We start from the raw sequence: 25,300 nt of genomic DNA, 5'->3' as shown, positions 1-25,300 counted from the left end.
CAATACTTGCGGTAAGACTCATGCAGTGTCAGTAAGCCTACACACTATCACCGTATGTATAGACACCGCATGTGCGTATCCAACTCTCACGAGTAATCATGGGTTATACGCTGTAGATCGCTCTGCCACCGAATCGCGCCTGGCTGTACCCCAGGCCGTGCCCAGGCTGGTGAATTGCCGGCACTATTGGAATATTTCCCATCCCAACCAATTAGAGGCGTTCTCAGGACAACAGGTGTGTGCTACTGCGAAACACCGGTCAGGAATGGGCACTTGCCTTTGCCTGACGCACAATCTCGGCAATCTGGCCGAGATGATCGTAGGCGTGGGCCAGCCCCAATACAAACCGACCACGCGCATCAACCGGCGGCGCGCCCGGCCACGGTTCGACAATGTAGTCGAGATGTGGATGGTCGGGCCACATATTCAATGAGGCATGGAGCATGCGGCGACTCTCGGCGAGACGCTGACGGACCTGAGCCATTGTTGTGACGGTTTCCCAGGGCACTTCATAGCGCGAACGGCCATGAAATGGCACGCCACGCGCCATTTCTGCGGCCAGAAACGCCGACTCTTCGCACGAAGCAGTGAGATGAACGATCACATGGCCGAGTGTCCATGCCTGGTTAACTGCATTGGGATCGCTGGCGAATGGATCGTGCGCTTTGGGATCAACCGGCTGAAAGGTCACATCTGCATCAGTGCAGTCGGCAATCAGCCGTTCCACTGTGTCGTACATTTCGTCGGTCTCGGCGTGGAGATCGGCTATGGTTAAACCATCCACCAGTTGCTGAATGGTACGCTCGCGGCGATACAAAGCAGCGTAATCGAGCATATACTCTCTCCTTTGCAGGCTCACGTCGGGTTACCTATCAGACATCGTCAACACAATCTCTATCCGCAGCTTATGAGTGCGGAAGTGCAGGTTCCGCACTCATGCGATGTAGTCTGCATTCGACTGACCAGACACACAGAATCGTGAGTTACCGGACAGATGCTGACAGCCGGGCTATCCTCACCGTCCCAGCCGCTCAAGCAGCATGCAGTAGGCGGTTTGCCCTTTGCGGAAACTGCTCAAGCGGAAGAATTCATCGGGCGCGTGGAAGCGCTCATCGTCCAGGCCAAAGGCAAAGTTGCTGGTATAGGCACCAAGCTGGCGCTGGAAGAGGGTACACACCGGGATCGAACCACCACTCCGCACGTAATACGGCTCGCGGCCATACAGCTCGATCAGGACTTCACGCACGGCAACATTGCCCGGATCGTCTTCGGGAATGAGGTAGGGGAACGCCTGAAAGGCGAGTGGTGTCACGGTCACGGTTACGCCGGGTGGGGTATGGCGCTTGATGTGCGCCTGCAACAGATCGAGGATCACCTGGGGTTCCTGGTCGGGCACCAGCCGACAGGTAATTTTGGCGTGGGCTTCAGACGGCAAGACGGTCTTGATGCCTTCCTGCTGGAAACCGCCCCAGATACCGTTAACTTCAAGCGTTGGCCGTACCCACTCACGCTCGCGCGGGGTAAAACCGGCTTCACCGAAGAGGGCCGGCACGCCGAGGGATGACTTCAACTTCTCTTCATCGAAGGGAATGGCCGCAATCCGCTCGCGGTCGGCGGGGGTCAGTGGTCGCACCTGATCGTAGAAGCCGGGAACGGTGATCATACCATCGTCCGAGCGCATCGAGGCGAGGATGTGGACCAGCGCATGAATCGGATTTTGGACGACACCGCCATACATGCCCGAATGCAAGTCCATATTTGCAGCACGAACGTCGATCTGCAACCCACAGCCGCCGCGCAGGCCAACCAGAATTTGAGGCTGATCCTCGCTCCACTGTCCACCATCGGCGCTCAAGACGAGATCGCAAGCAAACCGTTCACGCTCGTGTTGCAGGAATGCCGGAATCTGCGGACTGCCAATCTCTTCCTGGCCCTCGAAGAAGAACTTGATATTGACCGGTAGCGATCCGCTGCTCCGCAGCAACGCCTCCACTGCCAGGATTGGAATGAGCATGTTGCCTTTATCATCACTCGCGCCACGGGCATAAATGCGGTCATGTTCGATATGCGGCTCAAAGGGCGGATGGGTCCATAGATCGAGAGGATCAACCGGTTGCACGTCAAAATGGCCGTAGATCAATACCGTTGGCTTACCCGGCGCATGTAGCCAATCGGCATAGACCACCGGATGACCACCGGTAGGCAGGATCGCGACATGCTCCATGCCGGCCTGAGTCAGGCGATTTGCTACCCATTCGGCAGCACGCAGCACGTCTCCAGCGTGGGCCGAGATGGCCGAGATGCTGGGAATGCGCAGAAAATCAACCAACTCGGCAAGAAAACGTTCCTGATGTTCGGCAAGATAGCTCTTCCAGTCTGGCATGGCGACCATTCTCCTCATACAATACAGGTAGGCGAGTCTACGCACTTCGCCTCGGTACCATCATTATAATGGAGATTACGATGAACACATCACTTGCTCGTCCAATATTTCATTTGCAACAGATTGGGGTGGTGATTGGCTTGCTGGCAACTATTGTGACCAACGTTCTGGCGAATACGTTGCCACTCAACGGCCAGACCACCGGTGAGATTTCAGACCGCTACCCTCTTTTTATCACACCGCCCGGCTATGTGTTCTCGATTTGGAGCTTGATTTATATCGGTCTCATTGGTTATGCGATCTATCAGCTTCTCCCGGCGCAGGCAACCAATCCCCGCCTGCGGGCCGCCGCGCCCTGGTTCGGACTGAGCTGTGTCGGCAATATTGCGTGGCTCATCTTCTGGCACTACAATCTGCCCCTGCTCTCACTACCGGCAATGCTGGTCGTGCTGGGTGGGCTGATTGGTGTCTATCTGGCCCTGCGTGGTCCCGGCCAGGCAGAGGTTGGCGAGCAGTGGCTGGTACAGCCAACGTTTAGCCTGTACCTGGGCTGGATTTGCGTCGCCACCCTGGTCAATGGTGGTGTCTTGCTGTACGAGCTGGGCTGGCGCGATACCGGCACCGGTGGGATTGTGAGTACGATGGTGCTGCTGGGACTGGCTGCCGGCCTGAGCTGGTGGTTTGTCCACCGCTGGCAAGATGGGATTTTGCCGCTGGTGGTAGCCTGGGCAGCCAGTGGGATCGCGCTTAAGCAAGCAACTATCGTGCCGCTTGCCACGATGGCGTGGGTGGTAGCGCTGCTTACGGCGGGGATGGCGGTCATGGTGGGAGTGAAGAGGCTCAGGAAATGAGCACTGGCGTGGCAGGCAGTACATGTTGCCGGCCAGCAGCGATTGCCCTTCACCGATTTGCACCCTCTCTGACTACCAAAGCACGCAGGCGAGCGACGCGCACCCTATCCCGGCAGCGCATGCAAACCCTTGACTCATTTTGTCTCAGACCAGCAAAAAAGAGACATCGCTGATCTGCATCGTCGGCCAGCGGGAGGTGTATGTCACGGCCCGATGCGATACCCCTGCCAGATCACGCTGACCGATCAATGGTAGGGGCACGACATCCATGCTCCTACCGTTCAGGTATAGCAACCTCCTGAAGTAAGACTTACCCTGCGTCCGAATTTGCCTGGTCTGCCAGTAGTGCCGCTCGCAGTGGATGGCCCATCACAAACATGCGACGTTTGGTGCGTCCTGCAGCGGGGGGATTCTTTTGCAGTTCCTCTAACAGATCGCAGATTGCCTGACGTACCTTCATGAACTCTTCCTCTGTTGCGTAAAACGTGTATTCCCGGGCAATGATGTTATTCAGGTCAGGTTCGCCACGCTCCAGCACGTAATTCGCCAGGTCTTGGGCTACCGACGAACCGTATAACTGAACATGGTCGGCGAACTGCTCTAACCCGCCGGGCTGAAAAACATCTGCCGGGTCAATCAAGCCTTCCTCGGCGATGAAGAAGCGCTCTTCGATCCCGTGAATGTGGCGTGTACGGGCAACGCGCACCACGCCTGCTTCCAGCATTTTGTGTACGTGTCGGTACAGCGACGGTTTAGGGATGTCGGGTAGGACACGTGATAATTGATTGATGGAGAGTTCAACCCCGGTAAGCGCCTGAAAGATGCGCATGCGCGCCGGGTGATTTACAACGGCAAAGTTTTTGAGTGGCATAGGCAGAACCTTTTTGATATATCAACTTCAACATCGTTATCAAAAACGATAACATAAAGAATGCCAACATGCAATACCCTTTATCTGCCCGCTGCCAGAAGCTGCAACGCGCCGCTTGCTGTCGGGCATCGGTTCTGGCCTGCGATACACCGCTGGTAATGCGCGCCGGAGGCGCGCTCCCAGCTCTCAGGCAGCATGGCTGCCGCTGTCAGGCGCCGGTTCTGGTTGGCGATACACCGCTGGTAATGCGCACCGGAGGCGCGCTCCCGGCTACGCCAGGCGATGCGTCACGGGTCACGAACCGGTACGGGTGTCCGCTGCGACCTGTGTCTGTGCGTGAGCACGGCTGGCGCGGCAGCATGGCTGCCGCACTCCAAACTTCGCGATACGGTCAATGCTGGCTGGCGAACGGTATCCGCTCTAACACTGGCTGGTGATACATTTCTGGTCAAGCACGCTGGAAGCGCGTGCTCCCGGCTACGCCAGGCGATGCGTCACGGGTCACGAACCGGTACGGGTGTCCGCTGCGACCTGTGTCTGTGCGTGAGCACGGCTGGCGCGGCAGCATGGCTGCCGCACTCCACACTTCGCGATACGGTCAATGCTGGCTGGAAATGGTATCCGCTCTAACACTGGCTGGTGATACATTTCTGGTCAAGCACGCTGGAAGCGCGCGCTCCCGGCTACGCCAGGCGATGCGTCACGGGTCACGAACCGGTACGGGTGTCCGCTGCGACCTGTGTCTGTGCGTGAGCATGGCTGGCGCGGCAGCATGGCTGCCGCACTCCACACTTCGCGGTACGGGTAATGCTGGCTGGAAATGGTATCCGCTCTAACACTGGCTGGTGATACATTTCTGGTCAAGCACGCTGGAAGCGCGTGCTCCCGGCTACGCCAGGCGATGCGTCACGGGTCACGAACCGGTACGGGTGTCCGCTGCGACCTGTGTCTGTGCGTGAGCATGGCTGGCGCGGCAGCATGGCTGCCGCACTCCACACTTCGCGGTACGGTCAATGCTGGCTGGCGAACGGTATCCGCTCTAACACTGGCTGGTGATACATTTCTGGTCAAGCACGCTGGAAGCGCGTGCTCCCGGCTACGCCAGGCGATGCGTCACGGGTCACGAACCGGCACGAGAGTCCGCTGCGACCTGTGTCTGTGCGTGAGCACGGCTGGCGCGGCAGCATGGCTGCCGCACTCCACACTTCGCGGTACGGGTAATGCTGGCTGGAAATGGTATCCGCTCTAACACTGGCTGGTGATACATTTCTGGTCAAGCACGCTGGAAGCGCGTGCTCCCGGCTACGCCAGGCGATGCGTCACGGGTCACGAACCGGCACGAGAGTCCGCTGCGACCTGTGTCTGTGCGTGAGCACGGCTGGCGCGGCAGCATGGCTGCCGCACTCCACACTTCGCGATACGGTCAATGCTGGCTGGAAATGGTATCCGCTCTAACACTGGCTGGTGATACATTTCTGGTCAAGCACGCTGGAAGCGCGCGCTCCCGGCTACGCCAGGCGATGCGTCACGGGTCACGAACCGGCACGGGAGTCCGCTGCGACCTGTGTCTGTGCGTGAGCACGGCTGGCGCGGCAGCATGGCTGCCGCACTCCACACTTCGCGATACGGTCAATGCTGGCTGGAAATGGTATCCGCTCTAACACTGGCTGGTGATACATTTCTGGTCAAGCACGCTGGAAGCGCGCGCTCCCGGCTACGCCAGGCGATGCGTCACGGGTCACGAACCGGTACGGGTGTCCGCTGCGACCTGTGTCTGTGCGTGAGCATGGCTGGCGCGGCAGCATGGCTGCCGCACTCCACACTTCGCGGTACGGGTAATGCTGGCTGGCGAACGGTCTCCTCTCTGAAACGTGAGCCTCCAACAGTTGTTCAACTCCCTGTAATCTTTCGGTGGTGAGAACGTCAACCATCATCGTTCGTAGGGATGAAGCCGTTTTGTCGGTGACCCATAAGGAGACTCCTATGACGATGATTAACCGTTCACGCCTTACCATCTTCGCGCTGTTGCTGACCGGTATCCTGGGGAGCATTATCGCTATTTGGAGCTGGTCGGCCAATGCCCAAACCGCCAGTCTCACTGTTTCACCAACTGTTGCCCGGCAAAACACGACGGTGACGCTGTACGGCAGTGGTTTTGTGCCCGGCGAGAAGGTGAGTATCTGGATTACCTATCCCGACTACACGGTCTATGGGGTGACGGTGCTCACCATCGATGAGCGTGGTCAATTCAGTCACCCGTACCTTCCCGATTTTCTCGGCGCAACGTTTACCCCAACCGGGCGCTACACTTACACCGCTCGCGGCTGGCAGAGTGGTCGCGAAGCCTACGCCAGTATCGACGTTGACATTGCCCCTGCACCCGGCACTACGGCCGGTGTTCAATTGACGGTTGATCGGGCAGTACAAACGCAAGGTAATACCTTCACGTTCAGCGGTAGTGGGTATAAACCCGGTGAGCGGGTTGCACTCTGGTTACGGTATCCGAACAACGCAGTTGCCGATCTCGGTGTACAGATTGCCGATGGTCAGGGGCGGATTGGGCTGGCAATAGACAGTAACGGTGTACCGGTCGGTCGGTATGCATTGACGGCACGCGGCTTGCAGAGTGGTGGTAATGGTATCGTTGAGTTTGAGGTACAGGTTGGCGATGCTCTCCGCCCACGCGGTACTGCCGGGTTGGAGGTAGGACCGGGCAGCAGTCAGCAACGCAGTGCAGTGTCATTACGCGGCACCGGTTTTCTCCCCGGCGAGGTGATTACGATTTGGGCTACCCGACCTGACTACTCGACCGAGTGGCTCGGTGATGTGACGGCAGCAGCCGATGGTTCGTTTACAACTGAACTGTATCTGAGTGAGCAGAATCCGGCCGGGCGCTACGCTTTCAGTGCGTATGGTAATCGGAGCGAGCGACGGGCAGTGGCCGAGTATACGTTGCTTCCGGGTCGCTAATTGTTTACCTGTTGTTTATCTGCGCTTGATCCATTCATCACAAGTTCTTGAACAAAGCGGGCTACACTAAGTACGGCAAAGATATCCTGATCGTATGATCAGGGTTGACATGTGTGCCGCATCACAGAACAAGAGGGAGTGTAGCCCGTGGAATCACTACTCACCGCTGCCGATCTCCACATTCATACTACAGCCAGTGATGGTACCGCCTCGCCAGAGGCGGTTTTATCGTATGTAGCAACCGAAACCGATTTGCGGGTGATTGCGATTACCGACCACGATACGCTACGCGGAGCACTCTACGCCCGTGAACGGGCATCGCACTATGGCATTGACGTGATCGTTGGCTGTGAAATCTCGACGCGCAGCGGCCATCTGCTGGCACTGTTCATTGAGCAGCCAGTTCCGGCGGGTCTGAGTGTTACAGAAACCGTCGCACGGATTCATGATCAAGGTGGCATGGCTTTCGCTGCCCATCCTTTCGGCATGCTGGTACCTTCCATTGGACGACGGCACCTGCTTGGCCCGGAGCGGACTGATGTTGATTGGATGCAGCTTGACGGTATCGAGGTCTTCAACGCCAGTCTGTGGAATCCGATGAACAATGAGCGAGCGGCCCGGTGTGCTCAGCGATGGGGGTTGACCCACATCGGCGGTAGTGATGCACACAATCTTACAATGATTGGTGCCGGGCGCACGCTCTTTGCCGGCACCGGCGCAGCCGATCTGCGGCGGGCATTACAGCGACGTGCTACGCTGGTGCACGGCAGGTATTGGGGATGGCGCGGGGTTGCCGGTGTGGTGCGCGAGCGTGTATGGCGACAGTTCGGGCGACCGGTCGAGTCTGTATCATAAATGTATGACCATGGCCCGGCCTGGACGCAGACGCTGTTGTTTAGCGTGCCCACTCACCAATCGCCGGCCCGGTCTCGAAAAAGATATCAGGTAACAGATTCAGCCGTCGGCTCAGCCAGGGCAAGGTAGTTTGCAGCAAGTGACGACGCACCGGCGGCGGGAGCAACGCACCGGTCTTTGGGCCAATGCGCACTACCCCAGCGCTTTGACGGCGAAGCAGCGTGACAATCCAGGCTGCAAGCTTTGCCCGGTGCCAGACCAGGGCAGGTGAGCGTTGCCAGGTAGCGAGAAAATCGGTCAGTTCATCAAGTTCGAGTGGCGGGAAGTCGGTGCGCTCACCCCAGTGTTCCCTGTGGTGCTGGATGGCCGCGACCAATGCCTGCGCCGCGGCGTCGAGTACAGGACGCCGGCGTGATTTCACCGCTGCCGCCAACGGCAACAGGAACGCCCGCGTGCGCCAGGCGATTGTCAGCGCATCGTGCAAATATACGAGACTGGTCACGATCTGTTGGGCCAGAGGGTCCGACGAGGGAGCTGTAGCAGCGACGTGATCGCGAAGACGCTGCGCCTGCTGCACTGCCTGTTCAGCCCGGTTTATCACCGGCTCGATGGCAGTCAGCGATTCGGCAAGGTATACCCAGACCGGCAGCGCGGCTGTGGGATGCATCCACCAGACCCAGAGCAACGAAGGGGTCACCATCCCTTTGACGTTTGTCAATGCCGGTAAGCGTCCGAAATACCACCCCTCTTCGATCAACTGCTCAGAAACGAGATAAGCGGTCGCAACAGCTTCGGCAAATGGCGGACTGTAGTTCGCCAGTCGCTGCGCAAACCAGGTACGCACGAAAGCTTCAGCATCAATATCGGGCTGACGGGCAAGGGCTGCGGTCACCGCACTGCTGACTTCAGTCCAGAGGTTCCAGCCGTTTGGTCCGAGTGTCGCACCCCCGCCACCCCAACCACCGGTGCTGTTCCATGCCCAGATACCCACGCACTGCGGACTGGTTGCTGCGCGGCGGATCGCAGCGCTGTGCAAATGAACCACACCAGCCGGAACCAATCCAAATAACTCATATTCGCGACGATTCTGCACTTCGACCAGTTGACGAGGGCCGGGCAAGCCCAGGGTTGGATTGGGCGGCAAGAAACGAAAGAAATCAGCCGGTGTATGTTTGATCGAAACCAGGAGATGTGGATCATGCTGATCGGCAAATACTGCCGCATAGCGGGCCGGCGATGAGATGAGATCACCCGCCTCACCGATTCCCAGCGTCCAGGTACGTATGACCAGGTGGCGATCAAAGGTTACGCACACCGGGAGTAATGTGGCGATCAGGTGACGGATCGTCGCAACATCGTGATACAGCAGATGGCCGGTATAACCGGCGAGATCATGAGCACCACCAGTCTCACCGATCCGGATTATCACACCCTGCACCATTGGCAGGGCGGAAAAGAGATCGATGAATGCGGCCTGATTGATCGCTGCCAGACGAGGATTATCGGCAGTGAGCGCACCGGCGACCTTGCGCAACTCAGAGGTCATCCACTGCATATCAGTGGTGACGTAGACCGGCATCCCACGGTTCGCCGCCTCAGTGAGAAGTGGCCACAAAGCCTGCCGGTAGGCCAGTGCCCGTAGCCGAAAAGGGCTATCGGGTGCATAGTATTGCCGGGGTGCCTGATCGAAGGTCACCAGGTGCGCCAGGTTGTCGATCACAATACCGGTGTAGCCCTGAGCCTGCACCGCGTCCAGATATGCCAGGGCGCGCTCAACGCCACGTTGCAGGCGAGCCTGATCAACGTAAGGCGGAGCGGGTATATCTATTTGACTGAACGGAAATGACGACCAGTTCCGCACCGGCGCAGACTGATCGACGAATGGACCACTAATGTCTACCAGACGAAGTGCGAGCGGCATTGTCAATCACCGTTACGTCGTAGTTAAGATATTGTTAACTGAGTATTATATTGTGTCGATACCAGATTTCAAGCGGAGATTGCTTATTGAACATTCACAGTTTGTTAGCGGTGTCTTAATGAAGAAGAGTGCTACCGGGTGTGCTATCGGCGAGCCGTTGGTGGGTTGGTGGGGGTACACTGAATGGTTCTGTGCATTCTGTTGCAGTGCCCGGGTGATGGGTGGTGAGCATAGCATGCTGGTGCTGTATCCGGCTGTGATCTGCGACACGCCCCCACCCCAACCCGCCCCCGCTAGGGGAGGGAGTCTGTGGTGCGATCCTACTGTCGCGATCTGATGCAGGGGCGCGAGGCACTGTTGGTGCGCCGGAGGCGCGCACTCCCAGCGTATGCAGACACGCCCCCCAACCCGCCCCCGCTGGGGGCGGGAGTCTGCGGGGCAGGGTGGTTCCCGCTGTTGCGATCTGATGCAAGGGCGCGAGGCACTGTTGGCGCGCCTCCGGCGCGCGCTCCCAGTGTGCCGAATGAATGTGCTCTACGCGCAGGTCGTTCTCGTGGCCCGCAGGGAATCCGCTATGACCTGTACCGGATTATGAGCACGGCTGGCGCGGCAGTATGGCTGCCGCACTCCACACCACGCACTACGGGCAACCCGGTATGGAAACGGCATCCTCCCCGAAACGTGATTTAACAGCGTGCGAAGCGAAAACGCCGGTTCTGCACCAGGATGTGGTAGAAGGGTGATCTCGGATCACGGGTTGTGAACGCTATTACACCAGGTCTGATCCAAGGAGACGATAGTGTTCTCAATACCGGGCGAGAAGGAGCTGGTGAAGAGCGATTAGCGTCTCGCTCTTCACCCAAAGTACAGAAGAAGCCATCACCGATGTGCGTCAAACACTCGACTGACGTGAGCGCGGTGCTGGGATATACTCAACCGATGGCCGGCGCTGAGCCGTTTGTGGGTAGAGCGCCATAATCTGATAAATCTCTTCTGGCACTTCGGTGCTGATCGGCAAACCCAATTCGCGGGCTTCGCTGACCGTAATCGGATAATCGTGTGTCCATACCCCACTGGCCAGGGTGTGAGCCACTTCTTCGGCCCGCTCAACCGGCATCTTGTCACGCAGTAGCTCACAAACGGTGCGCTTCACCTGGCGAATAGCCTTTTCGGCAATATCGGCCATCATCAACGTCTCGTCATCAATCTCGCTCAGTGGTTTGCGTTCAAGAACACTCAGGATCGAAGCTGCCGGATGCTGGCCCAACTGTGGATCAACCGGCCCCAACACGGCATTCTCGTCCATCACAATCTCATCGGCAGCCAGCGCAATCAAGGTTCCGCCAGACATTGCATAATGCGGAACGAAGACGGTTACCTTTGCGGCGTGTTTGGTGAGGGCACGGGCAATCTGTTCGGCAGCCAGCACTAACCCACCCGGTGTGTGCAGGATCAGATCAATCGGAATATCGCGATCTGTCATCTTAATCGCCCGCAATACCGCTTCAGAGTCTTCGATGTTGATATAGCGTACCAGTGGAAAACCGAGCAGACTCATGGTCTCTTGACGGTGGATCAGGACAATCACCCGACTCTTACGCTTGCGTTCCAACTGTTCGAGCAGACGCTGACGTGCGGCGTCGAGCATACGCTGCCTGATCACCGGCTGCAACGATGAAATGATGAAGAACAACCACAGCAGTGACAAGAAATCCATACCACGCTCCTCACATTACACTCACCAGGGATAATACTCGTCCAGATAGTAGCGCCGTACATAACGCCGCTGCCGAAACAATGGTGCCAGCACCAGCCCGGCCACAAATCCACCAATGTGCGCCCACCACGCTACGCCACCCATCTCCTGAACGTCGATGATGATGGAGAAGAGACCATTTGCCAGTTGCGAAATAAACCACAGACCAAGGTACACGATAGCCGGTACTTCGACCAGCCACGGCAAGAAGAAGATCGGTATCAGCGTCACTACCCGTGCCGTCGGGAAGAACAACAGATACGCTGCCAGCACACCACTCAACGCACCACTGGCGCCAACGGTAGGGATCGGCGAAGTCGGATTGAAGAGGATGTGAGCAAATGCGGCGGCTACGCCACACAGCAGGTAGAAGATTAGATAACGCTGACTCCCCATCCGATCTTCCACATTGTCGCCGAAGATGTAGAGGGCCAGCATATTGCTGAAGAGGTGAAACCAGCCGCCGTGCATAAACATTGAGGTGAAAATGGTGAGTAGTTGGGTGGGATCGAGTGGATTGGCAAGAAAGCGCGCCGGTACGAGGGCCAGGGTCGCGACCCAGGCTTCGGTAAGCCGTTCATTTCCGACCATCAACAGGAAGACGATAACATTCGCTGCCAGCAATGCCCAGTTCACTGCCGGAAATGTACGGGAAGGGACGGTGTCTGTAAGGGGAAGCATACGGTTCCTTTCTATTCCATCCAGTACTGGATTGTCATTCAATGATACGACAGGTCTGGCATGGAGATATTGAACGTACAATGAATTGGACGTGAGGAATTGTCCGAAACGCGACGTAATCCGCCCGATACGATACAGACACGCCAGCGATTGTAACAAGTCCTGGATACACGCCCGATCACTTTATGGCTGAAACTGCACAGCCTCTCGCTGCTCACATATCTGACGCAAGCGCACCATTTGGGCCTGGGCGTCCAGCTTCATCAATGGGGCAACGGTCAACGGCCAGATCAGATCAAGCCCGGGGACACGTAACCGATATTCAACCCGGTTATGGATCAGCGTTTGATCGGATCGCTCTTGCCAGGGCAGCCACTGCCAGGCATCGAATCCCTCCCAGAAACCGTCGAATGCCCACAGCACCAGTCCAGGGCGACGTTCCACGACTACGTAACCGGCTTCGAGCAGCGGCCCAACCCCGGTAAGGCGCAGCCGCCAGCGTGCGCCGCGCTCAAATTGCCAGCCATCGAGCGGTGTGAATTGAACTGCCGGCGACATCCAGCGTTTCATCAACGCCTCGTCGGTTATCACTCGCTCAACCCGTTCCATCGGGGCGGTGACAACGACAAACTCCTCAAGCAGATGGGGAAATGGTGATTGCATCGGTTACCCTTTCACGAACCTGATGCCAGCGACCAGATACCGAAATTGTCGAAATGGACTTCGACCCCACCTTCAGCATTGTAACAGGCCGTCGAGACACCTACCCGCCCTGCACCCAGGGTATTGTCGCGCAGATCGGCAGCCAGCGCATCGTTGATAAACAGCCGAATCCGCTCACCCTGTCTGATCACCCGTAACCGATTTTGATCGCCTACCGTCGTGATACGGCGCGGGTCGCCTTCTGCCAGGATGACCGGCTCACCTTCTGCCAGGATGATGGAGAGACGATAGTAGTCGATAAAAAACTCAAACTTGTAGAAACCAACGTTGCGTTGTTGGGCAAAGATCAGGCCGCAACTCCCGTCACCGCCGCCACGAGCAATCCGGCAATCAACTTCACCGATAAAGTCGGTGAATGAACTCAATTCGTACACTTCGTATGACGTATCCTTGCCTGACCATAATACCTTAAAAACCCCATCTTCGATCAGGTTAAGCTCAATGTCCTGGAAGACACCGGTAAACCAGGCATTGCGGTTATCAACAAATTCATCGTAGAAGACGCGCTGAGCATCGGCAAAAAGGGCTGTTAATTCAGCTTGCAGTGCCGTGGCTGTTTGCGTAGCAGCCATTTGCACCAGCGCCTGGGCCGTGCGCGCCTGAGCGGTCTGCGTCACGGACACAGTGTCGGATGAGGGAGATTGACTGTCCACACTCCTGATAGCGGTGGGCGATGGCGGGAGTGATGTCACTGACGCTGTGGGCGCCACCAACGGGGCAACTGGCGAGCGACGGCTCATCCAGGTGACGAGAGCAGTGCCACCTATAACGATCACCAGTATGATCACAACAAGGAGGATTGTTGGTTGCCTGCCGGTGCGGATAAAGGACGGTACCATTGCTGATAACGCCGCGTCAGTTGGAGATGTTGTTTTGTTCGATAGTTGCGTGCCACAGTGAGGGCATACCTGTGCATCGTGTGGCACTGCTGAACTGCATTGTGGACAAGAACGTTCTTGTGACATGGTTTTATGTATACTTGCATCGCACGTGAGTGCTCTTCTACCCGCTGCGCACACTACCCATACTGACACCGGCCAGGCTGCCACCGATAACCGTTACCGGTACGCCGGCCATTGCCTCATATTCCATAGCAATCCGTTTAATATCAGCTTCGGCATCATTACGGGCAAAGACGACCAGTGTTGCCTGTGATGCGGCCACCGGTTGGCGCACACCGAACACGGTCGAACTGCTCATCCGGGCGGCAAGGGCATCGGCGTGGGGGTCGGTCAAACCGAGTGCAGCCTGTTCCCAATGGCTCTGCGTCAGCAACTCACCGATCAACCGCAGATCGTCTTCGCGCTGGGTGCGATTTGCCGCTGCCCGCAGCAGGGCCAGAATAAGCCGTGTACGCTGCTGCTCGGCAAGGGCAAAACCTGCCAGTGCCGGCAAGAAGGAGCCTGCGTTTTGTTCGCCGATCACAGCGGGATGCGCGGTCAATGCAGCGAGCAGACGCTCACGGCCATCGCGAACAAAATCGGTTAGCTTCAGCGCAGCCAGTCTGGTGCCGGGTTCACTGTTGACAATGCCCCCCTCGCCGATGATCTGATCGAGGAGCGCCAGTGCTGCTCGCAACCGTGATGGCAGTTGACGCGCCTCCTCGCCAACGCGCAGCGTCCAGATCGCGCAACCTGGAGGAAGATGGACACTCCCACCAATTGAGGCTGTGTGTGGTTGGACGACCATCACTTCGTTTGCCGGGGCGCAGACGGTGGTCAGCGTACCGATGAGGTCGAAGCTGCGACTGTCGATCTGCCGCAAGCCTTCGGCACAGGTGATCGCCAGTTCGCGTGGCGCGAGATGAACCTGATACGCCGAGACCAGCGCCTGCGCGAACGCGGCGATGACGGTTGCAGCGCTACCTGGCGCCGCCTGTGGCTGTAGCAGGATTCTCGCCCCGCCACCGAAGCGAACAAATTCTTCCCGCATCAAGGCAACCCAGGCCATCAACGCCGGTTCCCACCACGGACTGCGGGGTGGGCAATGACGGTCGATTTCGTTTACTGCGTCGGCGTATTCACGTGGTCCACCTGGCAGGAACAGAGCGGTGCAGGGGATCGAGTCGGTGCGCTGACCAACCCGAATCCGAATGATCGGTTCGGGATCGGGCTGAAGGGCCACCAGCACGCCACCGCCGGTTGGCCAGAGCAAGGTTTGGATACCGGCTTCAGCGACGATCCCACCTGACAGATCAACCCATCCCGGTGCCCGCACCAGGGTAATCGAGCGGTCACGGTCGAAAAATCCACCTCGCTCGGCACGCACCCGTTGGCCGAAACGATCAAACTCAGCAGCCACGCACGTATTATCCTATTCTACACGGGCAGCCATAATCGTCGCCCCGAGCGTCGTCGTGAGATCGGGAAAGTGCAACCCCTTCAACGTGATGGCACAAATGCCTTCGCCGCGACGAGCCAATCGATCAAGTACTTGTTGATCGCCTGAATCAGGGCCGCGCAGCACAATCTCGCTCTCACCCAGCGGAATCCGTGCTTCAGCCGGGGCCGCCTGCGGCGTGATGCCTAACAGCATCGCATAACGACCAGCACTCGCCACCGGATCAACCACCGCCACTATCACCTCGGCAATCCCCCGTGCGCCATTTGTGTGTCCCCAGAAATCGGCATCGGGCACGCGCAGCGAACGGTCGGTTACATCACCGCACAAAAACGGCAAATCAGGGCTGGGTGGCCAGGCCGTCTCCCAGGCCAGACTCAACCCATCGGGGCGGATGCGCCCGCCGGCCACCGGGCCATTCATGATCAGCCCACGGTCGGCTGCCGCAGCGACGGCAATTGTGGTATTGACCGGCAACAGAGCAAAATCGATCAACCCCGGCCCGGCGGCGACGTGTCGCCACCAGCGATGTTCGGGGGCAGGTCGGCGAAATGCGAGTAGTTCGAGGTAGGTACCGTCGGGGAAGCTGATCAGGGCATTGTGGGTCGCACCATCGGCGTGTTCGCCACCCGGCGCAACGACAAATCCGGCAGCGGTGTATGCCGCTACCGCCGACGACAACTGCTCAACCAAAATGACCACGTGATCAAGCGCATGGATCATACGAACTCCGTGACGGGTGATAAGGCGGTTCCAGTTGGCAAAGATTCCTTCCTTCATTATAATCGACAGTACAGCATGCAGATGATGGGTCAAACAAGAGAGTGACTCTCCCCGATGAGGAGCAAAGGAGCCGGCGAGATGAGCGAAGAACGCTTTACAGCACTGGTCGTAGAAGAGGGAGGCGATGGTCGGCGGGTGGAGTTTCGCGAACTACCGCTCAGTGCCCTACCTGCCGGGGACGTTCTGGTCAAAGTTGCTTATTCGACCCTCAACTACAAAGATGGTCTGGCAATTACCGGTAAAGGCAAAATCTTGCGCAGCAGCCCATTAGCACCCGGCATCGATTTTGCCGGTACCGTTGTTGAGTCTGCCGATCCGCGTTACCGTCCTGGTGATCCGGTTGTGTTGACCGGTTGGGGCGTTGGTGAGCGACACTGGGGTGGCTACAGCCAGTATACTCGTGTCAAAGGTGAATGGCTGGTGCCATTGCCAGAGGGTATGAGTCTCAAGCACGCCATGACCATCGGCACAGCGGGATTCACGGCAATGCTGTGCGTGCTGGCGTTAGAGCGGCATGGCTTCATCCCTGGGCGGGAAGTCCTCGTGACCGGTGCCGCCGGTGGGGTGGGCAGTGTTGCCGTTGCTTTACTGGCTAAAGCCGGGCATCAGGTTGTGGCCGCAACCGGTCGTCCTCATGAAGAAGCCTATCTGCGTGAACTGGGAGCAAGTGCCATTCTTGACCGCAGTGTGCTCAGTGGCCCTGGCCGACCACTCGAAAGCGAACGCTGGGGCGGTGCGGTTGATACGGTCGGTGGTGCCGTACTTTCCGGCGTCTTGCGCGCTATGGCGATGCGCAGTGCGGTTGCTATTTGTGGGAATGCCGGTGGCGCCGAGTTTACGACGAGCGTCTACCCCTTCATCCTGCGCGGCGTGACCATGATCGGCGTTGAGTCGGTGATGGTGCCGCGTGAAGAGCGCCTCGCGGCCTGGGCGCGATTGGCGCACGATCTCTCACCCGATCTGCTGGAACGGATGACAACCGTTATCCCCTTCGCCGACCTGCCGGCGTATGCCGAACAGATTACCAACGCCCAGACTCGTGGGCGGGTGGTGGTGGATGTGAACCGATGAATAGTGTTTTTACGCGCATGGCAAACCCACACGATGCGGCAGCGATTGCTGAAATCTACAACCAGGGCATCGCCGACCGCATCGCTACCTTCGAGACCAATGCCCGCACTGCGCAAGACGTGGCGGCCTGGTTCAACGACCGCTTTCCAATCGTGGTGACGATTGTTAACGATCAGGTGGTGGCCTTCGCCGCTACGTTTCCGTACCGGGCCCGTGAGTGTTACGCCGGTGTCGCCGAGTTTTCGGTGTACGTGGCCCGTGAGTGGCGCGGACGAGGTATCGGTCGGCTGACGATGCTGGCCCTGCTCGAAGCGGCGAGCCGGGCCGGTTTTTGGAAATTGCTTTCACGGGTCTTTGTGGAAAATACGGCCAGTCGGGCGATGCTGGCTTCCGTTGGCTTCCGTGAGGTCGGTATCTACGAGAAGCATGCCCGTCTTGATGGTCGCTGGCGCGATGTGGTGATTGTTGAGCGGTTGATCGAAGAAAATGTGAGAGACGAGTGAATACCTCTTAGTCAGACTTTCAGCAATTCTTATTAAAGAGTCTATATATTTATAATCTTTGCATAACATAAGCTGCCTAGACTGCATGAGGCGGTGCAAAGGTATCGCCTGGTTCCCTCTGGTAAGGAGAAATTTCGATATGCGGTCTATGCGGCTTTTGTTCGTGATCCTGGCGGTTGCTGTTGCATTAGCAGCGTGTGGAAACAGTGGGACAGCGTCAAATCCAAATTCACCAATCATCTTCGCGTGGTTACCTAACGAGTCGGGTTCAGAGCTGAGAGATGCTCGTGAGGCTATCGGTGCAGTTGTTAGCGAGACGCTTGGCCGCCCGGTAGAACATCGGACAACAACAGACTACCTTATTGCTGTTGAAGCGTTGGCGAACAACACCGCCCATCTCGGCTTCTTCGGTGCCGAAGCCTACGTACAGGCACACGACAAGAACGATAAAGTCATTCCACTCGTCATTCCAAGCGGCAGTGATGGTCGGTTAGAGACAGCCGTCTACTACAGTTGGCTGGCCGTCATGCGTGGTCAGGAAGGAAACTATCAGGAGAACGGTGTCTTCAAGATTGACAATATCCAGGGCAAGCGCTTCTCCTTTGTGTCGAGCAGTTCGACATCCGGTTTCCGTGTGCCTTCGGCGGACATCGTGCGATATTTCAGCCAGCAGGATAAGTGGAAGGCACTGACGGCAGACGATCTGATTGAGGGTGGTAACGGTAAGTTCTTCAGTGAAGTTCTGTTTGGCGGATCACATCAGGGGTCGGCAGTAAATCTGCTGTCAGGCAAAGTTGACGTGGCTGCATTTTGCGATGCCTGTGTTGCCAACTATGTAGAGCTGGTTGAGGGTGAAGCAAATCGACCCGGTGCTGTGTATCGCGTACTCCCTAACGCTGATGAACCGTTCGATAAGTTTCCCGGCGCTGAGTTTGTACTCATTGCATCAACGCCCGTTCTCAACGCTCCCTTCGTCGCTAACAGCAGTATGTTGAGCGCTGATGAGATCAAGCGTCTGCAAGATGCATTGACCTCGGATGCCGTAGCGAATAACCCTAAAATCTTCGCTACGAAGGAGGAGATAGACGCCGGTTTCAAGCCACTTTTCCGCAAGACCAACGCCGAGCGTTTTCTGGTTGTCGATGACGCCTTCTTCAATCCAATTCGCGAGCTGCGCTAATTAACCAGACGTTCGGATTGAAGCCGACGTTATGTCGGCTTCAATCCCACGTCATTCTAAGAGGAGATAAGCATGCCTTTGCTTGAAGCAGACGCTGTAACCAAGCGCTACGGCACTGAAACGCTGGCTCTGAACGAGATTACCTTTGCGGTGCAGCCCGGCGAATTCGTTGCCATCATTGGCCCCTCTGGTGCCGGTAAATCAACACTGCTCCGCTGTATTAATCGACTTATTGATATTACCAGTGGTGACATTCGTTTCGATGGAGTGAGTGTTCCCAAATTACGCGGTCAGGCGCTCCGCCACCATCGCACGCAGATCGGTATGATTTTTCAGCACTACAATCTGGTTAATCGTCTCAGCGTGCTGGAAAATGTTCTGCACGGACGCCTGGGTTACAAGAATACGATTCAGGGTATTCTCGGTCTTTACAGTGAACAAGAGAAACGAGAGGCTGTGCGTATTCTGGAGATGTTGGGCCTGGAAGAGCAGATGTACAAACGTTGTGACCAGTTGAGCGGTGGACAGAAACAACGAGTCGGCATTGCCCGTGCGCTGGTTCAACAACCCAGAATGCTGCTGTGTGATGAGCCAATCGCTTCACTCGATCCGAGTTCGGCCAAGATCATTATGGATACGTTGCGCGAGATTAATCGAACGTTGGGGATTACTGTTCTGGTAAATCTACACCAGGTTGATGTTGCTCTCCACTATGCAGAACGAATTATTGGCATCAACCGGGGAAAGATTCTCTACGACGGAGTACCCCAGGCCCTGAGTAATGCACAGATTTATCAGATCTACGGTTCGGAGGCCGGTGAACTTATTCTGGATTTGAAAGAGCGCTATGCAGCCTGAAACCTTCTTTCGACGGCGCCGCATGCAGTCGATACTCTTCTTCGCGGCTATCTTCGGCTTCACGTATGGTAGCATCTTGCTTACCCAGTTTGATGTGGTAAAGGGATTGCTTGCTGTGCCGCAATCGTTTGCCTGGGCGGTCAGCAATTTTATCCCCGATGCACGAGCCTGGTCACGTTTGCCGACAATTCTGACCAGATTGCAGGAAACTGTGCTGGCGGCAATCGCTTCTTCGAGTATCGCTGCGGTTTTCGGATTAGGACTGGCGATCCTCGGTGCGAATACGACCCGGCCGCATCGCTGGCTTAGCCTGCCGGCCCGCGCTATCGCCAGTATCTTTCGGAATATTGATGTCTCGGTTTGGGCCCTTATTCTGCTTTTCTCGTTCGGGCAAAGTGGGTTCACCGGTTTTTTCGCGCTCTTTTTTGTCTCGCTGGGCTTTATCACCCGCGTTATGATTGAAACCATCGATGAGGTTGGGACTGAGCCGGTTGAGGCACTGCGGGCAACTGGCGCAAATTATGGTGCCATCATCAGTCAGAGTGTTATTCCATCCTGTCTTCCCCAACTGATTAGCTGGCTGCTCTATATGATCGAGACCAATATCCGCAGCGCCACGCTGGTCGGCATTCTCACCGGAACCGGTATCGGTTTCTTGTTCGATCTCTACTTCAAAAACTTCAGTTATGGCTCGGCCAGCCTGGTCGTGCTGGTGACAGTAGCAGCAGTTTTGTTGATTGAAACGGTATCGAATCACATTCGGAGGATCATTCTCTGATGGAAGCCACTCAACCCGCGCGAATTCGAGTACGTCCGGCCAACAAGGCGAATCTGGTCATCCAGGGAACGCTGATTGTGCTGAGCATATTGACTATTTACGGCTTGCTGACCCTTGACACGCGCAATGTTGATCCCGTAGCCGCATTTGGTGATATGCTCAACAGTTTTCGCATCGTCTTTCTCGAAGCGCGTCTGGATAATCTAAACTGGTTTGAATTACTGCGGGAGCTGCTGATTACTGTCTGTCTCGGTTTGCTGACAACGGTGTTTGGCGCTGGGATCGCCTTTTTTCTTGCACTCATAGCAGCTCAGAATCTTGCCCCACTGCACGTCACTAACGTGGTGAAAGCTGTGATGGCGTTTATACGTGCAGTTCCAACAGTACTTTGGGTCTTGTTTTTTGCCGTAACGACCGGGTTGGGCAGTGTGGCAGCAGTTATTGGCATGACCTTCCATTCGATCAGTTATCTGGTGAAGGCATATGCCGAAACATTTGAAGAGCTTGATCCGGGAATACTGGAAGCCCTGCGCGCCTGTGGTGCCAATTGGTGGCAGACCGTGTTTCAAGCGGTAACACCGTCCACTGCTTCTGCCCTGCTCTCGTGGACATTTGTGCGCTTTGAGATCAACTTTTCAGTCGCGATTGCGATGGGTGCAGTGGCCGGTGCCGGCGGGATCGGATTCGATATGTTTATGGCCAGTGCCTTCTATCTGAATCTCCGCGAACTCGGTATGTTCACGTATGCAGTGCTGATCTTCGCGATCCTGCTCGAATGGGGTGCAACTCACCTGAAAGCGACGGTTGGCAAGATAGAACAGAAGTGATCCCATGCTAACGCTATCGCACATTCTCAGTTGCAGTCCACCGCACCTGGTTTGTGAATTGGCCGATCAGGTGCTGGCATGTTACGACCAGCACGCGATCCGCTTTATCAGCGGTCCCCGCTATGTACTGGTACAGTTGCGTATGCGCGACGGTGTGGCCGAAACCCTGTTCAACGCCGGGGAGATTCTGGTCACCGAAACCCGCCTGGAGCTGAATGGTCAGTTTGGGTTTGGAATGGTCATCGGACGTGACCCCGATCACGCTACGGCCCTTGCCATCCTGGATGCCGCGCTCCGTATGCCGGGCGATCCCCATGCCGATCTCAGACCGAAGATTGCCGCACTTGGTCACCAGCTTGGCACAGCATACGAACGCCGGTTCGCCGCCGCCGCTGCAACGCGGGTAGATTTCGAGACATTCTGATGATGACGATTGTCGCTTCGCCACCAACACCAATTGAGCTGTTTAACAGTCGCGCCTTCCGGGTATTGCTCGATTGTCTGGCCCGTCCAGGGAAGATCGGCCAGCTCCCGCCACCGCCCTATAGCGACTTGCCGCCACTACCCGATGGCAGGCCGCCGAACACAACGGCAGTAGCTGCCTGTATGAGCCTGCTTGATCAGCGAGTGAGTTTCGTGCATGCACATGATAACAGGTGGCTCACTGACGACCAGCCGCTGTCTCGCTGGATTACACTCCGCAGTGGTTCACGAGTGGTTGCACCGGCCATCGCCGATTTTGCTCTGCTGCACGATACCTCCAGTCTTTCGCGCTTGAGCGAGCTACAAGAGGGATCGCTGATCTACCCGGAACAGAGTTGTACGGCGTTTCTCTGTGTGTCAGATCTGGTAGCTACCGGTAGCACCTTCCGCCTGACGGGGCCGGGTATTGCCGGCATTGCCACGGTCGGGATAACGTCTCACACCCCGATCCAGATAGAGCTATTACTTGCCCGGCGAGATCGCTTTCCGTTGGGGATCGATCTCTTTCTGATTGACGACAATGGTCGCTGCCTGGGCATACCACGCACAACCCGGATATTAATACCAACGAGCTAACCAATTCGAGGAGCAACCATGGGATATGTTGCCGTTCGTGGCGGTAGTGAAGCCATCAGCCGTGCCGAGGAGCTTGTCACCTGTTTACGGCTGTTGGGTGGCAGTACACCGCTCCAGTTACCCCAGATTCGCGATCAGTTACGCCACGCGGTGAGCCGGGCAATGCACGAAGGTGCGCTTTACGCGCCATTACTGGCCGCGCTGGCCCTGAAACAGGCCGAGGGAGATAGCATCGAAGCGGCGTTTCTCCTGCGTGCCTACCGCACAACACTCCCACGTGTTATGGCCTCGCTTCCGGCTTCTGGACGCGACATCTCGTGTCTGCGTCGCATTTCGGCTTCTTTCAAGGACATCCCCGGCGGTCAGATATTGGGACCGGCCAGCGATTATCTCATCCGGCTGCTCCAACCTGATCTGGCTCACGAAACGATTGTCGATGTTGCACGAGCGGCTGAGCAGTACGCTGCTCTTGTTGAAAAGGGAGGGATTCGTTCCGGTGAATGGGGGCGGTTTCCCAAAGTTGCCGATTATATGCGGCAGGAGCAGATGATTGTTGATATTCCAGCCGACAGTGAGGAAACGGAACCGTTCGATATTACTCGTGAACCGTTGGTCTTTCCCTGTCCGCGCAGTGCCCGGCTGCAAGCTCTGATGCAAGCCGACACCGGTAGTCTGATGTGTCTGGCGTACAGTAGTGTGCGCGGGTATGGCGATGCCCATCCGGCATTGGTGGAGTTGCGTTATGGCTACCTGGCCATTCAGGTCGCGCACCCGCTTACCGGCGAACCAATAACCATTGGCGAGATTGAAGTTACCGAGACCGAGGTGGCCTCGAAAGCGCATAGCGTTACCAGTCGCACCGGCACCCCGCGTTTCAATGTCGGCTACGGCTTTGCCTTCGGGCAGAGTGAGCTGAAAACCATGAGTATGGCTATTCTTGACAGTGTGCTGACCCAGGCCCGTGCCGGTAGTCTGGCGGGAGAATCAGGCCCTGCTGCCGATGAGGAGTTTGTTCTGCTGCACACCGATGGCATTGAGGCCAGCGGTTTTGTAGCGCATTTCAAGCTACCACATTACGTCACGTTTGCCGCCGATCTCAGCGTGCTTGACCGCGCCCGTGATCATCACGCACAGCAACAGAGTCGCCTGCACCAGTTGGTTGATCAGGCACTGACGGAGTAAGGTATGATGGTGAATGAGTCTGCCGACCAGTTGTACAGTTTCGCGCTTCTTGATGAAGATGCGAAGCGTGAAATTCGACGGAGCCTGCTCAAGGCTGTTGCGCTGCCCGGTCACCTCATACCTTTTGCCAGTCGCGATCTACCGATTGCACGCGGCTGGGGCACCGGTGGTCTTCAGATCACGCTATCAATCATTACGCCAGATGATACGCTGAAAGTCATCGACCAGGGTGATGACGAGAGTGTGAATGCCGTCAACCTGCGGCGATTGATTCACCGCACAACCGGCGTGGCTACCACGACCGATACGGCTGCAGCGAGCCTGATCCAGACCCGTCACCGCATTCCCGAAGAACCGCTACGGGCCGATCAGATTCTGGTCTTGCAGGTGCCGATGGCCGATCCATTGCGTTGGGTTGAACCCAGCCTCGAACGTGCGATCACTATGCACGGTGAAACCGATTACGGCAAGATGTGGGTGTACCTGTACGAGAGTGTTGTCCGGGCCGGTGATTTACGGATTGCCAGCCAGTACCCGGTTATTGTGAATCACCGCTACATGATGGATACAACCCCCATTCCACGCTGGGATGTGCCTAAACTGCATATGGCCGAGACGCTCTATCTGTTCGGTGCCGGGCGCGAGAAGCGGATCTACGCTGTACCGCCACATACGCCGGTCGAACCATTGCAATTTGAAGACTATCCCTTCCGCACCGAATATCGGCCTGGTCAACGCTGTGCGCGTTGTGGTGCCGAAAACACCTTCCTGACGTCACACTTTGTTGCTGATGCAAATGGCGGACGTTGGGAGATGACCTGTTCCGATGTTGCATTTTGTGCTAAACGACAGGGTGAACAACGTGATCGATGAAGACTGGATCTTGCGCGTAGATCATCTCTACAAACACTTCGGCCCAACCTGTGCCGACTGTCACCAGCTTACCGGCCCCACACAGGGACGCTCCCGTTGTCCGCGTTGTGGCACCGTGTGGGCATGTGTGGACGTGAACCTGCAACTGGCAAAGGGCGAAGTACTTGGCATTGTTGGAGAGAGTGGCAGCGGCAAAAGCACACTCTTGCAGATGATCCACCTTACTGTACAACCCGACCGTGGTCACATCTGGTACCGTGCAGACGGCGAGACAGCACACGATCTCACGACTCTGAACCGCTACGAAGCACGGCTGTTTCGGAATACCCACCTTGGTATCGTCTACCAGCGGCCAGAGCTTGGGCTGAACATGCGCTTCTCGATAGGCGGGAATGTAGCCGAAAAACTGCTTCTCGCCGAATGGCGACACTTTGGTCGTATTCGCGCACGTACCACCGAATTGATGGTGAAAACCGAACTTCCCCCTGAGCGCATTGACGATGAACCACCCACGTTTAGTGGTGGGATGCTCCAGCGCGTCCAGATCGCCAAGGCGCTGGCCAGCCGACCCACCATCCTGCTCCTTGACGAAATCACCAGCGGTCTGGATGTGTCAGTACAGGCTCGCATCCTCGACCTGCTGCGTCGGATTCAGTGGGAAGATCGCATCACCATGCTGCTGGTATCACACGACCTTGGCGTCGTTCGCCAACTGGCTCGACGCACGATTGTGATGAAGAATGGTCACATTGTTGAAGCCGGTCTTACCGATCAGATTCTGGAAGACCCGCAGCATCCGTATACACAGTTGCTTGTCTCATCAGCCCTGTAAAGG

Annotated in this window: 25 protein-coding genes; 14 read left to right on the top strand and 11 right to left on the bottom strand. The window is 56.9% G+C overall.

The annotated features are described in order from the left end of the window. Window positions 1–259: 259 nt before the first annotated feature. Window positions 260–835 carry a DinB family protein gene (locus tag CAUR_RS15830; RefSeq protein ID WP_012258858.1) on the bottom strand — a complete coding sequence of 192 codons (576 nt, stop codon included), beginning with the start codon at window positions 833–835 and terminating at the stop codon, window positions 260–262. A gap of 180 nt (window positions 836–1,015) precedes the next feature. After that, complete coding sequence (locus CAUR_RS15825; RefSeq protein WP_012258857.1) at window positions 1,016–2,383, bottom strand: dipeptidase; 1,368 nt, start codon at window positions 2,381–2,383, stop codon at window positions 1,016–1,018. Window positions 2,384–2,463: 80 nt separating this feature from the next. Between CAUR_RS15825 and CAUR_RS15820 the strand changes: the two genes are divergently transcribed. Then, entirely contained in the window at window positions 2,464–3,234 is a 771-nt protein-coding gene (locus tag CAUR_RS15820) for a TspO/MBR family protein (protein ID WP_012258856.1), read from the top strand. A gap of 144 nt (window positions 3,235–3,378) precedes the next feature. Here CAUR_RS15820 and CAUR_RS21780 read toward each other — a convergent pair whose 3' ends face one another. Both CAUR_RS21780 and CAUR_RS15815 read right to left on the bottom strand, forming a co-directional pair. Continuing rightward, window positions 3,379–3,504, bottom strand: a complete 126-nt coding sequence (locus CAUR_RS21780) for a hypothetical protein (protein WP_273067802.1) — start codon at window positions 3,502–3,504, stop codon at window positions 3,379–3,381. 40 nt (window positions 3,505–3,544) lie between these two features. Next, the gene (locus CAUR_RS15815) at window positions 3,545–4,105 is read right to left on the bottom strand and encodes a helix-turn-helix domain-containing protein (protein WP_012258855.1); all 561 of its coding nucleotides are present in this window, start codon (window positions 4,103–4,105) and stop codon (window positions 3,545–3,547) included. 1,983 nt (window positions 4,106–6,088) lie between these two features. Between CAUR_RS15815 and CAUR_RS15810 the strand changes: the two genes are divergently transcribed. Further along, entirely contained in the window at window positions 6,089–7,075 is a 987-nt protein-coding gene (locus CAUR_RS15810) for a hypothetical protein (RefSeq protein WP_012258854.1), read from the top strand. Between the two features lie 147 nt (window positions 7,076–7,222). Beyond that, window positions 7,223–7,930 (top strand): CehA/McbA family metallohydrolase, encoded by a 708-nt coding sequence (locus tag CAUR_RS15805; protein ID WP_012258853.1) that lies wholly within the window; start codon window positions 7,223–7,225, stop codon window positions 7,928–7,930. A 40-nt stretch (window positions 7,931–7,970) separates the two neighbouring features. Here the strand turns inward: CAUR_RS15805 and CAUR_RS15800 are convergent, their stop codons facing one another. From CAUR_RS15800 to CAUR_RS15770, 7 genes are all read right to left on the bottom strand, one after another. Continuing rightward, window positions 7,971–9,851: a hypothetical protein gene (locus CAUR_RS15800; protein ID WP_012258852.1), complete on the bottom strand. Its 1,881-nt coding sequence runs from the start codon at window positions 9,849–9,851 to the stop codon at window positions 7,971–7,973. Between the two features lie 892 nt (window positions 9,852–10,743). Then, window positions 10,744–11,568, bottom strand: coding sequence for an SDH family Clp fold serine proteinase (locus tag CAUR_RS15795; protein ID WP_012258850.1), 825 nt, complete (start codon window positions 11,566–11,568; stop codon window positions 10,744–10,746). Window positions 11,569–11,589: 21 nt separating this feature from the next. Further along, window positions 11,590–12,288 (bottom strand): rhomboid family intramembrane serine protease, encoded by a 699-nt coding sequence (locus tag CAUR_RS15790; protein WP_012258849.1) that lies wholly within the window; start codon window positions 12,286–12,288, stop codon window positions 11,590–11,592. Window positions 12,289–12,471: 183 nt separating this feature from the next. Beyond that, window positions 12,472–12,951 (bottom strand): SRPBCC family protein, encoded by a 480-nt coding sequence (locus CAUR_RS15785; RefSeq protein ID WP_012258848.1) that lies wholly within the window; start codon window positions 12,949–12,951, stop codon window positions 12,472–12,474. Window positions 12,952–12,962: 11 nt separating this feature from the next. Continuing rightward, entirely contained in the window at window positions 12,963–13,628 is a 666-nt protein-coding gene (locus tag CAUR_RS15780) for a hypothetical protein (RefSeq protein WP_242604944.1), read from the bottom strand. Window positions 13,629–14,013: 385 nt separating this feature from the next. Then, the gene (locus CAUR_RS15775) at window positions 14,014–15,312 is read right to left on the bottom strand and encodes a hypothetical protein (RefSeq protein WP_012258846.1); all 1,299 of its coding nucleotides are present in this window, start codon (window positions 15,310–15,312) and stop codon (window positions 14,014–14,016) included. A gap of 12 nt (window positions 15,313–15,324) precedes the next feature. Beyond that, a complete protein-coding gene (locus CAUR_RS15770; protein WP_012258845.1) occupies window positions 15,325–16,074 on the bottom strand; it encodes a VOC family protein in 750 nt (249 codons plus the stop codon). Window positions 16,075–16,212: 138 nt separating this feature from the next. Here CAUR_RS15770 and CAUR_RS15765 point away from each other — a divergent pair, with 138 nt between their 5' ends. From CAUR_RS15765 to CAUR_RS15715, 11 genes are all read left to right on the top strand, one after another. Then, entirely contained in the window at window positions 16,213–17,205 is a 993-nt protein-coding gene (locus CAUR_RS15765; protein ID WP_015909335.1) for an MDR family oxidoreductase, read from the top strand. Next, on the top strand, window positions 17,202–17,708 hold the full coding sequence (locus CAUR_RS15760) for an arsinothricin resistance N-acetyltransferase ArsN1 family A (RefSeq protein ID WP_012258843.1): 507 nt from the start codon (window positions 17,202–17,204) through the stop codon (window positions 17,706–17,708). The genes CAUR_RS15765 and CAUR_RS15760 overlap by 4 nt, the downstream gene beginning before the upstream one ends. Before the next feature lie 139 nt (window positions 17,709–17,847). Continuing rightward, a complete protein-coding gene (locus tag CAUR_RS15755; protein WP_012258842.1) occupies window positions 17,848–18,888 on the top strand; it encodes a phosphate/phosphite/phosphonate ABC transporter substrate-binding protein in 1,041 nt (346 codons plus the stop codon). 72 nt (window positions 18,889–18,960) lie between these two features. Continuing rightward, window positions 18,961–19,746 (top strand): phosphonate ABC transporter ATP-binding protein, encoded by a 786-nt coding sequence (gene phnC / locus CAUR_RS15750; RefSeq protein ID WP_012258841.1) that lies wholly within the window; start codon window positions 18,961–18,963, stop codon window positions 19,744–19,746. Beyond that, the gene (phnE, locus tag CAUR_RS15745; protein WP_012258840.1) at window positions 19,736–20,524 is read left to right on the top strand and encodes a phosphonate ABC transporter, permease protein PhnE; all 789 of its coding nucleotides are present in this window, start codon (window positions 19,736–19,738) and stop codon (window positions 20,522–20,524) included. The genes phnC and phnE overlap by 11 nt, the downstream gene beginning before the upstream one ends. After that, window positions 20,524–21,351 (top strand): PhnE/PtxC family ABC transporter permease, encoded by an 828-nt coding sequence (locus CAUR_RS15740; protein WP_012258839.1) that lies wholly within the window; start codon window positions 20,524–20,526, stop codon window positions 21,349–21,351. Before phnE ends, CAUR_RS15740 begins: the two co-directional genes overlap by 1 nt. 4 nt (window positions 21,352–21,355) lie before the next feature. After that, window positions 21,356–21,775, top strand: a complete 420-nt coding sequence (gene phnG, locus CAUR_RS15735) for a phosphonate C-P lyase system protein PhnG (protein ID WP_012258838.1) — start codon at window positions 21,356–21,358, stop codon at window positions 21,773–21,775. Continuing rightward, entirely contained in the window at window positions 21,775–22,410 is a 636-nt protein-coding gene (gene phnH, locus CAUR_RS15730; RefSeq protein WP_012258837.1) for a phosphonate C-P lyase system protein PhnH, read from the top strand. Before phnG ends, phnH begins: the two co-directional genes overlap by 1 nt. Window positions 22,411–22,428: 18 nt before the next feature. Beyond that, window positions 22,429–23,592, top strand: coding sequence for a carbon-phosphorus lyase complex subunit (locus tag CAUR_RS15725; protein ID WP_012258836.1), 1,164 nt, complete (start codon window positions 22,429–22,431; stop codon window positions 23,590–23,592). 3 nt (window positions 23,593–23,595) lie between these two features. Beyond that, window positions 23,596–24,465 (top strand): alpha-D-ribose 1-methylphosphonate 5-phosphate C-P-lyase PhnJ, encoded by an 870-nt coding sequence (locus CAUR_RS15720; protein ID WP_012258835.1) that lies wholly within the window; start codon window positions 23,596–23,598, stop codon window positions 24,463–24,465. Then, on the top strand, window positions 24,455–25,297 hold the full coding sequence (locus tag CAUR_RS15715; protein WP_012258834.1) for an ATP-binding cassette domain-containing protein: 843 nt from the start codon (window positions 24,455–24,457) through the stop codon (window positions 25,295–25,297). The genes CAUR_RS15720 and CAUR_RS15715 overlap by 11 nt, the downstream gene beginning before the upstream one ends. Window positions 25,298–25,300: the final 3 nt, after the last annotated feature.

It is taken from the genome of Chloroflexus aurantiacus J-10-fl, from assembly GCF_000018865.1.
Taxonomy (GTDB): Bacteria; Chloroflexota; Chloroflexia; order Chloroflexales; family Chloroflexaceae; genus Chloroflexus; species Chloroflexus aurantiacus.
This window is presented reverse-complemented; position numbering and strand designations above follow the sequence as displayed.

Excerpts from the sequence above, each read along its gene's own strand:
- CAUR_RS15740 (WP_012258839.1), top strand. The coding sequence starts at position 20,524 with ATGGAAGCCACTCAACCCGCGCGAATTCGAGTACGTCCGGCCAACAAG.
- CAUR_RS15770 (WP_012258845.1), bottom strand. The coding sequence starts at position 16,074 with ATGATCCATGCGCTTGATCACGTGGTCATTTTGGTTGAGCAGTTGTCG.
- CAUR_RS15760 (WP_012258843.1), top strand. The coding sequence starts at position 17,202 with ATGAATAGTGTTTTTACGCGCATGGCAAACCCACACGATGCGGCAGCG.
- CAUR_RS15785 (WP_012258848.1), bottom strand. The coding sequence starts at position 12,951 with ATGCAATCACCATTTCCCCATCTGCTTGAGGAGTTTGTCGTTGTCACC.
- CAUR_RS15820 (WP_012258856.1), top strand. The coding sequence starts at position 2,464 with ATGAACACATCACTTGCTCGTCCAATATTTCATTTGCAACAGATTGGG.
- CAUR_RS15800 (WP_012258852.1), bottom strand. The coding sequence starts at position 9,851 with ATGCCGCTCGCACTTCGTCTGGTAGACATTAGTGGTCCATTCGTCGAT.
- CAUR_RS15755 (WP_012258842.1), top strand. The coding sequence starts at position 17,848 with ATGCGGTCTATGCGGCTTTTGTTCGTGATCCTGGCGGTTGCTGTTGCA.
- CAUR_RS15725 (WP_012258836.1), top strand. The coding sequence starts at position 22,429 with ATGGGATATGTTGCCGTTCGTGGCGGTAGTGAAGCCATCAGCCGTGCC.
- CAUR_RS15720 (WP_012258835.1), top strand. The coding sequence starts at position 23,596 with ATGATGGTGAATGAGTCTGCCGACCAGTTGTACAGTTTCGCGCTTCTT.
- CAUR_RS15830 (WP_012258858.1), bottom strand. The coding sequence starts at position 835 with ATGCTCGATTACGCTGCTTTGTATCGCCGCGAGCGTACCATTCAGCAA.
- CAUR_RS15790 (WP_012258849.1), bottom strand. The coding sequence starts at position 12,288 with ATGCTTCCCCTTACAGACACCGTCCCTTCCCGTACATTTCCGGCAGTG.
- CAUR_RS15825 (WP_012258857.1), bottom strand. The coding sequence starts at position 2,383 with ATGCCAGACTGGAAGAGCTATCTTGCCGAACATCAGGAACGTTTTCTT.
- CAUR_RS21780 (WP_273067802.1), bottom strand. The coding sequence starts at position 3,504 with ATGGATGTCGTGCCCCTACCATTGATCGGTCAGCGTGATCTGGCAGGG.
- CAUR_RS15810 (WP_012258854.1), top strand. The coding sequence starts at position 6,089 with ATGACGATGATTAACCGTTCACGCCTTACCATCTTCGCGCTGTTGCTG.
- phnE (WP_012258840.1), top strand. The coding sequence starts at position 19,736 with ATGCAGCCTGAAACCTTCTTTCGACGGCGCCGCATGCAGTCGATACTC.
- CAUR_RS15795 (WP_012258850.1), bottom strand. The coding sequence starts at position 11,568 with ATGGATTTCTTGTCACTGCTGTGGTTGTTCTTCATCATTTCATCGTTG.
- phnH (WP_012258837.1), top strand. The coding sequence starts at position 21,775 with ATGATGACGATTGTCGCTTCGCCACCAACACCAATTGAGCTGTTTAAC.
- CAUR_RS15765 (WP_015909335.1), top strand. The coding sequence starts at position 16,213 with ATGAGCGAAGAACGCTTTACAGCACTGGTCGTAGAAGAGGGAGGCGAT.
- phnG (WP_012258838.1), top strand. The coding sequence starts at position 21,356 with ATGCTAACGCTATCGCACATTCTCAGTTGCAGTCCACCGCACCTGGTT.
- CAUR_RS15815 (WP_012258855.1), bottom strand. The coding sequence starts at position 4,105 with ATGCCACTCAAAAACTTTGCCGTTGTAAATCACCCGGCGCGCATGCGC.
- phnC (WP_012258841.1), top strand. The coding sequence starts at position 18,961 with ATGCCTTTGCTTGAAGCAGACGCTGTAACCAAGCGCTACGGCACTGAA.